Consider the following 15,429-nt stretch of genomic DNA (forward strand, 5'->3'; position numbering starts at 1 on the left):
TACCCGCCTTGTAACCATTAGCTTGAATGACATTACCGATTTTGGCATTAGTAATAGAGCCGTCCTCGATATAGGTTGAGCCTAAAAACACTTGATTATTTTTTATTGCAAATGGGGTAACAAGTTGGCCATTAGCGTTATTAAAAATAGCAAATGTGTCTGCACTGAAGCCAATTAGCGTCTCAACCTCTCCGTTTTTAACGCTAGCTCCCATCATAAACTTAGCGTCATAGTATTGGCCGTTCCAATTAATGCCCGTTTTGATTGTGTAGATAGCAGAACCATTCCCTTTATGGTCGAAAACAGTTTGTCCACGCAATTCAATTGCCGCCTTGTTATCGCCGATTTCTGATTTAATGAGTTCGTTAACCTCCGCTTGTGATTTCTCATTATCAGATACCGTTTTCTTGAGTGTTGTTATACTCGCATTAACATCATCAAACTGTGTTTCTAACTTTTCTATCGACTGTGCAAACGCATGATTGTTATCAGCAACAACTTTATCAATACGAGTGATTGACGCTTTAGCGCGTAAGATTTCCGTGCCTTGCACGTTCTGCTGAGCTGTTAACTGTCCGATAGTTTCAACTTGTGAGCCCTCAGTGTTTGCCATCGTTTGTTCGATATGATTGATTGATGCCTCATTATCGTCAAAACGTGCTTTTGACTGTTCTTTTGCCTCCGTTAATGCTTTATCAGTATTTGCAGTCGTTTCAGTTAACTTACCAATACTTGCTTGAGTCTCTTCGTGCTGACTCTGTTGCGTCTGTTTAATCTGAGTTGTCGTTTCATCTAATGTCGCAATAGACTCTGTGTGCTGAGTCACTACAGCATTGATGTTAGATAACTCTTCTTTGTTAGCATTGATATCTTTACCAAGCTCTGCACGCACTTGCTCTGTGCGCTCAGATTGGGCCTTATCTTTCTCAGCAATCGATTTGCGCACATCAACAAATTCAGCTTCTGATTGCTCACGCTGCGCTTTTACACTCTCAGCTAATTCGGCTGTCGCTTGCTCATTTGTTGCTGTTGCCGTTGCAAGTCGGGTGACTTCTGCTTTTGTTTTCAATAACTCTGAATTAGTTTCGTTCACTTGTGCATTGGTTTGCATCAGAGCTTCAGAGAAAGAAAACTCAAGATTAGTGATAGTTTGATTGATATTCGTGATATAGCCGGTCATTTCACCGAACTGGGCTGTCGTCGATTGTTCAAACTTCGCTTGCGCTTGTTTTAAATCAGCTGTTGTCGTTTCGACAGTAGTGACACGGCCTTTGATGTTGCCGACTTCTTTGTTTGTCTCTCCTAAATCCGCTTTAACTTGACTGATTTGCTGCGCTGTCGCTTTCTCATAAGTCGCCTGTGCATCTTTAATATTCAGAATTTCAGATGCGTTGAAGTCAACTTTTGCGGTGATTTGCTCTTGCCAGCGTGCAGCAGCTTCTCTGTCAGTAACCTGCACTTGCTCAATGCGGAATATCTCAGCTCTGCGGTCTGCAACTTCTTCTTTTAAGCTAAAGTGAACTTCAGTCGTAAACTTGGTGTTCATCATTACAGCTTCGTTAACAGCTTCTATCTCGTGATCAATACTGATAACTTTTTGCTTGAAGTCGTCATTATCGATTTGTAAGTCGGATAGATTGTCTTTGTTGAAGTCGATTTGCTCCTGTAGTTTCTGGCCAGCTTCGGTGGTGAGGAATTTATCGCCAACCGCATCCAGAATCCCCTCAACATCAGTTGATGATTCACCTAAAACGAGACTTGTCCATTCCGATTGATTACCACTTTTATCCACCAGCCTCGCACGAAAATAGAAACGAACTCCCGCTTTAAGACCAGACATACGATAAGATTTCAGGGGATAAGGTACGTCCGCCAGCAACTGCATAGAATCAGCGGTATTTTCAGGTGAATACTGCAGTTCTGTTTGAAGTGAATCACTGGTGTTTTCATCAAAGCCCCAGTCCAATGTGATACCCCAAACCTCTGAGGTCGCACGTAAGTTAAGCGGCTTCGGTGGGTTGCCTTCTTTGCCGTTAAGTTGCGTTTCTTCCGTACTTGTCCATACGCTCGAAATTTCAGACGCATTAATTGCACGAACGCGAACTTGATAACGACCCGCATAAATGCCATTGACCTCAAAACCCAGCGTTGATGTACGTGGGGCATTTATCCAATTGCCATTGTCTCGGCGCCATTCAGCCTCATAAGCGATAGCACTTTCAGCGGCTTCCCAATCAACCCTTAGCGTTGTAAATGCAATACCTTGGTCTACTTGAGAATAGGAGGAGATACGCACGTTTTTAGGTGCTGGTTGCACATTAGGTGGGATAACCGTAATTGGCCGTTCATCAATACGCGCCCCTGAATCAATGTGATCATAATTGTCAGGGTTATGAATGGTACCGTTAATGGTGTAGGTATTATCACCATTATCGCTAATGTTAATAACCCGATACAACTGAACGGCTAAGTCGTCAGAGTCCACCACCCACACGGCTTCTTTTTGGGGTACTTGTGAATACTCAACAGAAACCGTCACCACCTTTTTATTTACGGCTGTAACTGTTCGCCCCTCAGAGCCACCACTCGGTAAATTCACGATTAAGCGATCACCGGCTTTAATTGACGTGGTTCTATCGAGGGTAATTTTACGCCCCTCTACGGATGAAATACGGCCACCCGTATTGCGACCCGCAAGGGATGAATCAGCCACAGCAATAATATGACCAGGAGAAGGTATTGCTCCCTCCAACCCGGTAGCAAAAGAAATCATGCGATCATTGGCATTGGTTAATAATGCCCAGCGCCCACGACGATTGGCTTCAGTTCGACGAGTACACCCGATTGCCGATAACTCCAATTTGCGAACACCATAGCGCCGCTGAAGCTTTAAGTCTGCAATAGGCTCTACATCATCATTGCTGTGGTTATCAATATTCGTAAAAGAGACTAAGGCTTGAGTGTAGCGATTCTGAATACTGCCACCGGAATATGATGGCTTACCCCCCACGATATTGGCATTGGTGAACGTACGAAAAATCGTGGACGGCATATCAGCGATAGCATTCACTTTATTATCCGACCAGTAGGTCATACCACGGAAAATAGCCGCAATATCCCGTAATACGGTATACGCTGCCTCTTGTGATTGGATATACACATCACACAAGAAACGGGGCTCCTTGCCGTCACCTCCTCGTCCGTCAGGGACTAACTCGTCACAATATTGTGCAATCTTATATAAGTCCCACTTTTCAACCTGTGAGGCTTTAATGCGATCGCCGCAACCGTACCGGTTATTTAATACTAAATCATAAAATACCCATGCTGGATTATTCGTTGCAGCTAACTTAAAGGTCCCATCCCATACCCCTGAATAGGTTCGGTTAATTGGATCGTAATTCGTTGGCACCTTGACCAGTATTCCCCCTTTGGGGCGTACGCTGATTTTAGGGATACGGTTATTAAATTGACGGGCGTTAAAGGTAATAAATAATAGAGCGGTGTTTGGGTACCGTAATTTTGCATCAATGACCTCTGCAACTGCAGCAATATTAATCCGATCCGCAATACGTGCGTTATTCTGATTTTTCGTTAAACGACGAACGCGAACTTGCCAGCCCGTATTTGCTTTGGGTAAATCAACACGATGAGTGCGTTGATATTCGCTGGTTGTTTTGCCATCAAATGCAGACTTAACAACCTCTTTATACCCTGCGCCATCCGTAGAAAGCTCAATCACATAATCAACACGGTACCCGGTTGTGTCACCATTATCATGCTGCTGCATAAATTGCGGAATAGCTAAACGAATACGTAGCGCTGATAATTGCAAGTTGTTGATAGTTCTAACGTACGGCTGGTCATCTTTAAGTTCCATTCCGACGCTGAACTCATTATCAACCGAAGGGATACCTTGAATATACTCCTGGTGCTCAGTGCCGGCACGAAACTCCCACGTCACCCCTTCGAAATTTTTAGAACCATCGGCATTCGCTATCGGGGTGTCATCAAGAAAAATACGTGTATCGTCAAGCCCACCTGCGATTTCACCCTCTGATAATGCTAACAATATTTTTGCAGTAGATTCTGATAGCAGGCTGTCTTTTTGCTCTACGGGTGTCCGAGGTTTGGAACTCCCCCCTTTAGCGCCTTGAATTCTCATATTTCACCCATAAAAAAAGCGGCAATTAAGCCGCTATAGAAAGTTGAAGTGATTTATTGCTGATCTTCGGTGTATATCCCTGCTGAAATAATGGCACCCCCGATCTCGCGTCGGTCTAGCCCATAAAATAACGGTACCGGATTGCCTTGCGCAGTTGTATTAACCGCCCCACCGAATGCATATGAGGGTTTATTTTCTGCGTCCTGCCGCATGGAAAGACCAGGAGGTTGAGGGGATAATAATTGTATGACACCGCCTAGCGCGACTGCAGCTCCACCAAGAGCCAGACCACCACCCCAAACACCTCCCGCGCCAAATGCCGCCCACCCTGCAGGACCTATCATCATTGCGGCACCAATCATGGCCACACCTAAAATAGTCTGGAAAAATCCGCCTCGTTTACTCCCTTTAATCACTGGTACGATACGAATATCTTCACAAGTATCAAGATGTAGCTCGTCCTCGGTAATATTGCGCTGACCTTTAAATACGGCAAATTCCAGACCCTTAAGGTGTGCATTCGCGAGGAATTGCTCAAAACCTTCATAGAGCACAGATAATGCTTTTATGGCTTCACGAGGAGAATCAATCGCTAATTTATGTTCTCGCCCAAACAAAGTACCGAGTTGACCATAAAGGCGTACCGTTTTAAGTTCAGTCATACTAACTCTTTCCTCCGAACCACTTTAATAGTCCGATCCCGCCAATAATCGCTGTAGGGGACAGACCGACTCAGTTGACCATACAAGTGATGAAGTAACATACCCTCGGCTATTACCCCCGCATGGTTGGGAACATCGGCTTGCACTTGCATGATAACCATGTCGCCTTCTTTAGGATCGCCAGTAACATCAACAAAACCCGCTGTCTGGTAATTATCCATATACAAGTTTTCACCTTCCTCCCACCAATGCCTATCGACGCTGTAGTTATGTAGATCAATACCGTGTTTTTGTCGGTAGTAGTCCATAATTAAGGACCAACAATCCGCATGACCCAGCACAAAGGGACGCCCTTCTAGTTCTCGCTCTGCTCGAGGCTGTATGAGTCGAATATCGCCCTCTGGCCACGATGCAATAACCCACGGCAATCCCGTTGCATCACACTGTAATTTATCGATTTCGCTTGGTTGAGTCGTAGCGCCATCCCCGCAATGGCTGTGCACAATTGCAATAGGCTCCCCCCAATCTTCAGCAATGGCATAGTCTTCGGGTGAAAGTTCAAAATGTTCGTCGGGATTATCGGAAAGATTACTGCAGGGGAAGTATTTTTTGACTCGGCTTTTTTGGCAAATAACACCACAGGCCTCTTTGGGATATTCCAACTTAACATGCTGAAATATCGCCTCGGTTAATTTCTTTGTGATCATCGTATTAATCCTGCTGCTGGGAACCCTCCGAAGTCCAAAGGTTCATTTTCGCCAAAACGTTTTTTACAATCACTGATAAGCCCACCACATTTATCTAGTGATGGATCATCGACAGGCTCACCCCGTTCATTGAAGTACTTGTTGCCCGAATAAGAACACCCATTACCACTGCGATAATCACCTTTCATACACCAATAACACAGATTATGTATCTGGCGAACGGGTATCATAATTCCCTGTAAATCAAACGGGCTAGATAGCTCAAACTCAATAGCTTCGCCAGCCACTTCACTTGTCTTTTGGTCGATGTAATAAACTTGAGAGAAAAATTCACTCGGGTTGGCGATTGGATTGCCTTCAGTGAAATTTTTTGCATCAAGATAATGGCTGAATGTCTGATAAACAGTGACTTTGGCTTTTGCCATATCATCAAACTGTAAGCACAATGATGAAATAACACTATCCACATTTGAGACCTGCAATTTAGGTCGTGACTGAGCACCGTCCCCACTTTTAGCCATACCTTCTATTTTGTATGGCCATGCACCATATTCATTGCCCTGCCACCAAATCGACTTGGGTTTTAATTCATCCTCTGCCGATTCAATTTCAATCGGGGTATGTCGTAGGTTATAGCCATGAAAACGCAATACAGGTCCGTCGAACTCGCTAGCATCAACTTCAATGAGTTGAATTTTATTACCCGCTTCGAGCTTTTGAACGTCAGATGTAATATTCATGTGCTGAAAGCCTCAATAAATGTTGCTGATACCGAATAAACACCGGCACCTAATGCCGATGTTTTGTATGCCTCACAACGGAATAACCCTTTTTCGCGTAATGGCGGGGTGAAGATAAATGCCTTATGTCCCTCGTGGCGATCAAAAAAGGCAACAATCTGTTTGATTATTGCCTCTTCGCCTACGAACTCAAATGATGGCGTATCGGAACGTGGATTAATCCCATCACCTGCCGTTTGTGTATACCCATCCCCGAACTGTGCTTTTTTGGTTCTGAATGTCGTATCAATTTGGGCGTTAACACGAGGGCACCATGTGAACGTTTCAATCATACAGATCACCTTCTTCTGTTAATTAACAACCAAAGTGGCGTGCCTTCTCTTGATGCCTGTTCATTGACAGTGCTCACAATTTCATTTTTGAGTTGCTGCCTAGCGCCACTCACGTCACCCACTGGCTGTTGCTGCTCCTTGGTTCCATCGCTAATCAGGTTAATATCACCAACATCGATATTGATAGCATTATTGGAAGTGATAGATGTAGACCCATTTTGAACATTTTCTAAGCCAAGAACACGCACACCTAATGAACCATCAGAACCCCGAGTCAGTGGCATAATCGCTTCTGGTCCCGCTTCCCCCATCAAGCCTGCACCTTTAGCAAAGGCAAACAAAGTCGGAGAGCTAACAATTTGTCCGCTATACGAGCTTAAGCCTGGTGAATCATAAACACCACCTTTGGCATTTGGCACAATGGAGCTGATAAAGCTACCGAAACCACCACCAAAATAGCCACCAGCCGCTTTCATTGACTGAACAAGGGCCATGTTCGTGAGTACTTTCTGTACGCTTTTCAGTACATCTACTGACCAGCTTTTCCAATCAGCTTTGTTACCGATTAGCATATTAGAAATGTTATCGACCATGCCGCCCATAGCAGATTGAGTTGCACTTGCTGCCTGACCTGCATAATTGGACGCATCATCCACCCAATTTTCTAAACCTGCCGTTACTCCTGCACGCCAATCCGCCTCGGATAATACAGCCTCTTTATACTTCTGATTCAGTGCATCGAGTGCATTCTGCCTTGCTTTTAACGCTTCGGTACCACCATCCGTTTTACTGAATACGCGCTCAACCTGTTGTTTTTCTTCCTCAAGGCCTCGACGACGATCTCCCATACCGACAGTGCTTCGAGCTAATGCTGCGTCATCCTGATATTTACGGGTTGCATCATTCAGCTCTTTTAATGCATCCGTCATTTCACGCTGTTTACGTACAGCTTCATCGGCTTTTTGTGTCCATTCCGCCAGCTGAACAGAAGCTGATTGAATTGATTTTCGCTGCTCATCCGTCCATTTAGCGCCTGTTTCATGACCTGCCGCATAGAGTGCCGCCGCTTTTTCCCCTTGCAGGGCTCGAATACGCTGAACTTCTGTAGCTACGCTGAGGTCAGCCATTTTATCTTTATAGCGTTCAGTGACTCGTTCCGCTTCTTTCATTAAAGACGTGCCAGATTTAAGCGAATTATTCATTTTTTCGCGATCATCGTAGGCTTTTAATTTGTCGTTAACATACTGCTTCTTATGATCATCATTAGTAAATGTACTTTCTGCCTCCCAAAGGGCTCGCTGCTCAACTTGATCACGCTGCTTCATACCAGCAAGAATACGCTCTTGCTCAGCACTCCATAGCATCTGCCTTTGTTTATCATTTAATTCAGGGCGATTACCCACTAGCATTGGTGTTTGGGTTAATAACTGACGACTAGAAAGCAAGTTATTACCAAGTGAAAGCAATCTATTAAACTCTGACTCCTGAGCAAGCTCTTGAGCCATAAACGCAATTTTATTACGTTTATTTTCGTTTTCTTTCTGAATTAGGTCATTTGAATGATCTATCAGAGCGTTGTGAGCGTCCGTGGTTTTTTGAAGCTCGCTTTCTTTTTGTATTAATCGTTCTTCTTCAACTGCAAGTAATTTAACGGCAGATAAATAATTTTTTAATGCCCCTTCTTTTGCAATCGACGGCAAATCAGGGAAATTCTGCGAGGCGCTACTCTCACTAGCTTTAACATCGGATCTTATTTTTTGCACTAACCTTAATTGCTGCTCATATTCTTTTCTTTGTGCCTCTAGTGTTTTCTCAACTTTCTTCGCCTCATCGGAAGACTCTGTTAGTGTCATGGCTTTAGTGCGTTTAACAATTTCGTCTAAAGCGCTAGCATACTCAAGTGCAGACTGATGAGCAGCTTCCTGTTGCTGCTTAACAGCGTACCATGCTCCTGCCCCCAGCATGATTGCACCGGGCAAGCCGCCAACCAAAGAAAGTACACTTGATAGCCCACGACCTATTGTAGATGTTACTGACGTCATGCTATTCAGTGCCCTGCGAGATGCAGCAAGCTTTGTATTGGCGGCTACTTCTTGATTACTAAGGGCCACTAGTGCTTTGGTGTTTTTTTCTAGTTGCTTATCAAGGATTAATCTCTCTTTGTCCGTTGCTGCCACCATTTTTTTAGCGGCTAACATATTTCGGGTATCGATAAGTAACTGTCGTTCATCCTTTATTCGCATTTGGGTCACTTCGAGACTGCGAATTTGCTCCTTTGTATGATTGACTTGAGATAGATAACTGCTGACTGTTTCTTTTGCTAGATTTTTGGTGTTTAAAGTTAAATTACCTAAATATCTAGCCAAACCGATACCGATAATAGCCCCACCAGCAATGGCGACTTTATCAAAATTATCGCCAAGATAAGCCAAAGCCGCAGACATTGTACGGGTGGCACCCATACCACTATTTAGCTCACCAAAATAGGCTTTCGCTGAGTTTGCTATTCTAGTAAACCCATCAGCAACAGTGTTGTCCATTGAGTCAGCCAAGGCATTATTTGCATCCTTTGCATTTATCATGGCATCCGCAAATAACTTAAAGGATATTTTACCCTCCGCAGCCAGTGTTTTAACTTGGCTCTCAGTAACCTTCATCCCTCCGTTAGTGCGCTCTAATTCTTTAGCGATATCCACCAGCACCGAAGGAGTGGCATTCATGATCGCTTTCCAGTTTTCACCTGCAACCTTACCTTCAATAGTAGCTTTATTTATGGCATTAAGGGCTGATTCTGTCTTTTGAGCACTGGTTGCATTGGCTGTAAATGCAGAAGACATTGACTCAATATAATCAACCGTTTGGGTTGTATTGTAATTGAGTTCCTTCATTGCTGAAGCAGTCCCAATATACAGCTCTTGGGTTGTCTCTATAGCCTTGCCGTTTCGGTTACTGATAGTTAAAAATCGTTGCTGTATTTCATCGTATCTATGTGCTGAGCCTTCCACGGATTTTAGGGCCATAGTGATACGAGCGGATACTTGCCCCCACTCATCAACTGTTGAGATTGCTGCTGATGCTGAGAAAAACCCTACTAAAGCACCCGCACTAGCTTTAGCTGTCATAGCAACGCTAGATAATTGACTATTAATTTCTGAAAGTGCTTTTTTTTGCTGAACTAGCTCTTGACGCAATTGGCGGCTACCACCAGAAGCACTTTTATAAAAATCACTGCTAATTCTGGAGGCTTTGCTAATTTCAGCCTGAAAACCTGATGAATTAGCAGTAATTTTTAAAATTAACTCTCGCAGTTTAGACATTAAACTATCTCCCATAAAAAAAGACCGCTTAAGCAGTCTTTACCATATGTCAAAAATTGATTTATTATCTTTCGCATAGTGACTTAATCATAGTTGGCCCAACATCAAATTTAACATCTTTTAAAAGCAAGACATTGTCACCGCTTGTTAAAATTAATGCATAATAGTTGTCATAACGCTCATTTTTGTCATCATCATACAATTTTCTTTTAACTTTTCCACAGACAATCCCATGCCCCTTCTTATATCCAGTATTAGTAAAATATGAATCCTTGAATTCAAAAGTCGATGTACTAAATTTCGCCTTAATCAAACTTTCAGTTTCCTCGACAAACTGATTACTATAATTTTTAGCAAGAAAGAAGATGGAAACAATGGCAACAATAACTATAAATACAACACTTGATATTAACTTTTGCATTTTCTTGACCCATTAATGAATAATGGGCCTACTATATAACTATTCAGACATACTGCTCAACCATGCTTCAAGCGGCTCTTGATTATTACTATCACTAGTAGGTTCGTTAGCTGCATCCTGATCCCAAACTGGAATCATATCCCGTAGAGAGACTTTTGCACCTGCCGCATTCATGACTGCAGAGGTGATCATTGCTGTTTGAATATCGCCACGACCATCCCCAATAGGACTGATTTTGTCGTATGCCATCCACATTCTTAATTCGCTGGCGTCCAGATCATGAATTAACGCTTTAAGCGTTTTTCCTAACCTGAGCGCCAGTGTCATTAAAAAAAATGTTTCCGGTTCTTTTACTTTTTTTCAGCTTCTAACACTGAAATAGTTAGCGCAAACGCTTCAGATAATAAACGCGCATGAACTGGACCGTATGTTTTCAATAAGGCAGGGATATCTTCTTCAGTGAAGACGGGCGTTCCATCCTCTTCAAGAAGAATGTTAATAAATAAAGCAACATCACCTTCAATATTGCGTAAGGATTTTTGGGTAGATGTTAATTCTTCGCCCTCTTTTACTTCAACCAATTCACTGCACTTAATACGCGCCTGAAGGGATGGTTCGCGAATGGTTACTTCTAAGTTATCCCATTCAGGGACAACCACCTTTTTAGTCCGAAATGATTGTGAAGCACTAAGAGCTAAGGTACGTAAATTAGACTTTTTTACTTTAGCCATTACTTACCGCCTCCTGTTGGTAGTGATTGCGTTACTGGAGCCGCTACTTTTCCTTTAACTAATGGCGTTGGCTTACCTTTCAGACGAAGAGTAAATGATGCACTCACAACACCGTTTGTAGCCGCTGACCAGCTGTTTTGGCGAACTTCAGCAAGGAACGCGAAGCCCGAACCTGACGGAAATACAACTTTAAAGGCATGAACTGCATCACTATCATAAGCCTGACGCAATACATCTTGACCTTCATCAACTGCAAAGTTGCCCCCAATAGTGACCTCCGCTGGAGCTGCGAGACCGTTTATATTTTCCTGTTCATTTGAGCAGAATGTTGTGACGTCAATATCCGCTTTTTGACCACCCGTGAAGCTAATTTCTTTTGTTGTGCAATCAATTGGCAACGAATCTGTTTCGACTGCAGCAATATCTGTTGCCGCCAATTTAGAAACGCTGATTTTGGTACCTTGCGTTTTTTCATGTTTACTCGTCATATCAGTTTCCTATAGACATAAAAAAACCACCCGTAGGTGGCTGATGGTGTGAGTTGAAATTTAATTCCAGACTTGGAATTCTAACGTTTTACGATACAAAGCCGTGTCGGATTCATAATCCGATTTTCGGGAGACATTTGTAGGTGCTAATACCTTTATGGCCATAAATGCTTTATCCCGTATTTCGCTAGCTTTATCAGGGCTTTTCGCATAAATATCAATTTGAATATTAGTCATTGTTTCAGCCTGTCCAGCGAACACATCCTCGTCAACTTCATAGAATGAAAATATTAACCATGGCGGACCGATAGCGGGCGCATCTTGCGGAACAACAAGCGGAAAAACTTTATCAGGCAATACAGGATCTAAGAGTTTGAACAAGTCGGCATCATTCATTTATTGAGCACTCCATCAATAGCTTGATTCAGCTTTTCGATTGCAGCACTAGCGGCTTCATCGGCTTTGCTATCAAACGCAGGTCGAAAAAAAGGCACAGGTGGCATCTTTGAAGTGCCTTCTTCCAAAAATCGCCAGTAATAAGCGTTTCTTGGGTCTTTGGCTTTCATTGAATTATCGCTATTAGTGCCCTCTTTATTACTACCCCGAACATAAACACCCGCCGAAACTTCGCCATTTTTGCGACTGCGTTGGCTGCTGGCCATAATATTTCGGGCTAGCTTTCCAGTACGCCTTGGCGCTTTTGCTCTCACTTCATCACGCAAAACAGCAGCACCCGCATAAGTCGCTTGTCGCAATACCCTGGTACTCTCAGCTTTGCTGAGTTCCTCAAGCTCTTTACTCACCTCAAGAAAGCCGCTGAAATCAATATTAAAATCATCCATCCGCCTTAACTCCCTGTTTACACAGCAATTCAAGCCGAGTATTTTTCACATCAGGAATAACGGACTGTATATCATAGTTGAGTCCATTAAATACCATCCGGCATGTTGAGTTAATATCAGGTCGAAATCGCATCCAAACGCGAATTGTTATTTCTGACATTTCGGCACCTGACGCAAGAAGCTCACGACCTGAGATAGGTTTAACTTCTGCGCGTGTCGTAGCTACATCAACCCACTGATTTTCACGAGCACCCGAGGGTAATTTAACCAGTTCCTTACGCTGGAAAGTCACCTTGTGACGTAATCGCCCTGCTTGCATAAATTCCCCTTACACCCCATAAATACGGTAAGGTTGAAGCAATGCCTCTGTTGCAAACGGCAATGCTGAGGTGATATTACCAATATTGGTAGCTTCGCGGTTTTCATACCACTGCCCTATCAATAACAGCATGGCATTTTTGACATCATCACTTAGCAACAACGGCTCAGGATCGTCCTGATAACCGTCTGATGATTCGTTTTCATACAACGTCCTGCGTGTATAGTGTTCGACATATTTCACCGCAGAGCCTGTATAGATCGTCAGCAACTTATCATCATCGGTAAAATCAGCATCGATATTGCAATGTTGTTTAACTAATTCAAGAGAAAGCATTATTTCTCCTTTTTAGCCTTGGATTGCTTTGGTTCCTGCTGTTCCTGCTGTTCCTGCTGTTCCTGCTGTTCCTGCTGTTCCTGCTGTTCCTGCTGTTCAGCAGCATGATTGATAACTACTTCAGATGCATAGCCTTTTTGAATAAGCTCGCGCCCATGCAGTTCCAGCGTTTCAATTTCGTCACCTTCCGTGACCACCTTACCGCCAAAGTAAATCGCACGTAATATCAAGAGCTTCATATTTCACCCCAAAAGAAAAAGCGGCCTTATCGACCGCCTAGATTGATTATTCGCCCGATGTAGGAGCTGTGAAGTCACCGTAAACAAAGGCTTCTGGACGTTTTAACGCTAACGCCAGACGCTCTTCACAACGAATCGAGATCATGTTTTTCTCAAAGTCGTCGGCGTTTTCGGTAGAAATCACTACATTGGTTTCTTCGCGGTCAAACAGCTGCGCACCCGCATTGAAGGCCCCAGTCAAGAACTTGCCTTTGAATGCTGCAGTTTCAGTGACAACAATCGGTAAGCCCCATAACGTTGGACCTGTTAATGCAGACGGATTCGCCAGAATGTAACGACCCAGTGAATCTTTCAGCAGTTCAATCTTCGCCCAATCGATGAAGTGCAGAACGTGCCCCGTTGCTGGGAAACGCGCTAACTGTGCTTGCAGCATAGCCAAACGCAAATCATCAATGCCGTTTTGTTTATCGACTTCGAACTCCGCCTTGAATTTAGACGCTTGCGGGATGATACCGTGCAAATGAGCGCCAGAGCCGTCGCCGAACAAAATTTCTTGCTCTTCGACAAACTTCAAGCCGTAACGCATTTCAGCGTCAATCAATGATTGCAGTTGTGCGAAGTCATCTAAAATCTGTTTAGAGGCCTTGAACATATGTGCAATGGTGGTAACTGGCGTGATTTTTGTTGCAAACTGGATGTTGCTGTACGGCTTGGTGGTATTTTCTGGTGCCACGGCAGCAGCGTTGGTAAATCCGGTTTGCTGTACCCAGAAAATAGCCGGTGAGGTCGTTTTCCCGGGTGCAATTAAATCACGGATGAACAAACGTTGTTTCGGTGCAACATCAATCCCCGGTAAGCGATGGGGTTCGACCACGCCCTCAGCCACATCAACAGAGGTTAGCGCAGCCTGAACGGGAACCGAAATGCGCTTGCTACCCTGAATGCTGGAATTAATATCTTTCAACACGTCGGCTGAAATGACTTGCTGACCGATACTTTTTGCAGCCTGAACCGCGTTACCTAGCGGCATTTGAGCGACATGTTGCTCCAACTCACCTAAGGAAGCTTTCAGTGTTTTTTCAGACTCACGTAGTGCGTTGAGCTCTGTCATCATTTTATCGACAGAGGCTTTCGTTTCATCACTTAAGCCCCCTACTCTTTGGGCTTCTTTTAATGCTTCTTCGGCTTTCGCATTAAACTCACCGGTAGCTTTTTCAATTTTAGCCGACAGGTTTTTTAACAATTCATTTGCTTCAGACATAATGTCTCCAATTATTTTGATAGGTTAGCGAAGGCATCGATAGCCTTCTCCAGTTCCGAAAGGGATTCAGGGTTAATATTTTGGGCAGCGCTTGGCGTACCATCAGGTTCAGAAGTAGCGCTCGGCATACTTCGCGTTAAAGCACTAATGAGTTTTCGGCGCTCAGAGCGCGGGGTTTTAGATTTAGCCAACAATGCATCTAATTTACGAATAGCGGCTTGTGGGCTTTCGTCACCATCGTCAACGGCATCGACCGCCAGCAAACTATCTGCAAAGCCTTTTTCAATCGCATCACTGGCACCAATGTACGTTTCGTTATCCATCATCTGGCTAATGGTTTCATCAGATTGGCCGCTTCGAGCAACGTAGATATCCAACATCGATTTATCAAAAGGAGCGAGGTCATTCGCCAGTTTTGCGAAATCATGGCGATTACCAATGCCAATGGCCCAGCAGTTGTGGATCATCAAAAAGGCACCACGCCCCATCTGAATTTCGTCACCCGCCATCGCGATAATGGAGGCCGCTGAAGCTGCGATCCCTAAAATGTTAACGGTGACTTTGCCACTGTGAGCACGAAGCAAGTTATAAATAGCCAGCCCCTCAAACATGTCACCACCCGGGCTATTGATATTGACAACAACATCATTATTCCCAATGGCTCGGAGTGCAGCAGAAATACGCTTGGCGGTGACGCCCTCACCCCAAAAATCTTCACCAATCACGTCTAATACAGAAATGGTATTGTCCGAACTGGCGGCACGAATACCACTATTCCACTTATCCAGCGCTTTAGGCTTGAGTTCATAGCTAATCGATGCGCAAGGGCGATCCTCCAGCGCAACTGGCAAATGACTTTTTTTCATTCA

16 protein-coding genes and 1 pseudogene are annotated in these 15,429 nt (G+C 43.9%); all 17 read right to left on the minus strand.

The genetic code is table 11. The features are described 5' to 3' along the window. Positions 1–94: 94 nt before the first annotated feature. Positions 95–4,165 (minus strand): annotated as a pseudogene (locus P3L44_RS12295) (DUF1983 domain-containing protein); the annotation flags it as partial. A 53-nt stretch (positions 4,166–4,218) separates the two neighbouring features. Beyond that, a complete protein-coding gene (locus tag P3L44_RS12300) occupies positions 4,219–4,827 on the minus strand; it encodes a tail assembly protein (protein WP_272661542.1) in 609 nt (202 codons plus the stop codon). Next, on the minus strand, positions 4,824–5,534 hold the full coding sequence (locus P3L44_RS12305; protein ID WP_272661541.1) for a C40 family peptidase: 711 nt from the start codon (positions 5,532–5,534) through the stop codon (positions 4,824–4,826). Before P3L44_RS12305 ends, P3L44_RS12300 begins: the two co-directional genes overlap by 4 nt. Beyond that, complete coding sequence (locus tag P3L44_RS12310; protein ID WP_272661540.1) at positions 5,531–6,274, minus strand: phage minor tail protein L; 744 nt, start codon at positions 6,272–6,274, stop codon at positions 5,531–5,533. The genes P3L44_RS12305 and P3L44_RS12310 overlap by 4 nt, the downstream gene beginning before the upstream one ends. Next, on the minus strand, positions 6,271–6,606 hold the full coding sequence (locus P3L44_RS12315; protein WP_239407360.1) for a phage tail protein: 336 nt from the start codon (positions 6,604–6,606) through the stop codon (positions 6,271–6,273). The genes P3L44_RS12310 and P3L44_RS12315 overlap by 4 nt, the downstream gene beginning before the upstream one ends. Positions 6,607–6,611: 5 nt before the next feature. Continuing rightward, entirely contained in the window at positions 6,612–9,923 is a 3,312-nt protein-coding gene (locus P3L44_RS12320; RefSeq protein ID WP_272661539.1) for a phage tail tape measure protein, read from the minus strand. 64 nt (positions 9,924–9,987) lie between these two features. Then, on the minus strand, positions 9,988–10,344 hold the full coding sequence (locus tag P3L44_RS12325; protein ID WP_272661538.1) for a hypothetical protein: 357 nt from the start codon (positions 10,342–10,344) through the stop codon (positions 9,988–9,990). Positions 10,345–10,383: 39 nt separating this feature from the next. Beyond that, positions 10,384–10,671 (minus strand): DUF4035 domain-containing protein, encoded by a 288-nt coding sequence (locus P3L44_RS12330; protein ID WP_210846978.1) that lies wholly within the window; start codon positions 10,669–10,671, stop codon positions 10,384–10,386. 23 nt (positions 10,672–10,694) lie between these two features. Next, a complete protein-coding gene (locus P3L44_RS12335; RefSeq protein WP_140183005.1) occupies positions 10,695–11,075 on the minus strand; it encodes a phage tail assembly chaperone in 381 nt (126 codons plus the stop codon). Beyond that, entirely contained in the window at positions 11,075–11,563 is a 489-nt protein-coding gene (locus P3L44_RS12340; RefSeq protein WP_272661537.1) for a phage tail tube protein, read from the minus strand. The genes P3L44_RS12335 and P3L44_RS12340 overlap by 1 nt, the downstream gene beginning before the upstream one ends. A gap of 60 nt (positions 11,564–11,623) precedes the next feature. Next, the gene (locus tag P3L44_RS12345) at positions 11,624–11,959 is read right to left on the minus strand and encodes a hypothetical protein (RefSeq protein WP_272661536.1); all 336 of its coding nucleotides are present in this window, start codon (positions 11,957–11,959) and stop codon (positions 11,624–11,626) included. Then, complete coding sequence (locus P3L44_RS12350; protein WP_272661535.1) at positions 11,956–12,405, minus strand: HK97-gp10 family putative phage morphogenesis protein; 450 nt, start codon at positions 12,403–12,405, stop codon at positions 11,956–11,958. The genes P3L44_RS12345 and P3L44_RS12350 overlap by 4 nt, the downstream gene beginning before the upstream one ends. Next, positions 12,398–12,724, minus strand: coding sequence for a phage head closure protein (locus P3L44_RS12355; protein ID WP_272661534.1), 327 nt, complete (start codon positions 12,722–12,724; stop codon positions 12,398–12,400). The genes P3L44_RS12350 and P3L44_RS12355 overlap by 8 nt, the downstream gene beginning before the upstream one ends. Before the next feature lie 9 nt (positions 12,725–12,733). After that, complete coding sequence (locus P3L44_RS12360; RefSeq protein ID WP_272661533.1) at positions 12,734–13,060, minus strand: head-tail connector protein; 327 nt, start codon at positions 13,058–13,060, stop codon at positions 12,734–12,736. After that, positions 13,060–13,299 (minus strand): hypothetical protein, encoded by a 240-nt coding sequence (locus P3L44_RS12365; RefSeq protein ID WP_272661532.1) that lies wholly within the window; start codon positions 13,297–13,299, stop codon positions 13,060–13,062. The genes P3L44_RS12360 and P3L44_RS12365 overlap by 1 nt, the downstream gene beginning before the upstream one ends. Positions 13,300–13,345: 46 nt before the next feature. Beyond that, on the minus strand, positions 13,346–14,560 hold the full coding sequence (locus tag P3L44_RS12370; protein ID WP_272661531.1) for a phage major capsid protein: 1,215 nt from the start codon (positions 14,558–14,560) through the stop codon (positions 13,346–13,348). 11 nt (positions 14,561–14,571) lie between these two features. Next, a complete protein-coding gene (locus P3L44_RS12375) occupies positions 14,572–15,426 on the minus strand; it encodes a head maturation protease, ClpP-related (protein ID WP_272661530.1) in 855 nt (284 codons plus the stop codon). Between the last annotated feature and the right edge of the window lie 3 nt (positions 15,427–15,429).

Source organism: Providencia sp. PROV175 (genome assembly GCF_032707045.1).
GTDB lineage: Bacteria > Pseudomonadota > Gammaproteobacteria > Enterobacterales > Enterobacteriaceae > Providencia > Providencia hangzhouensis.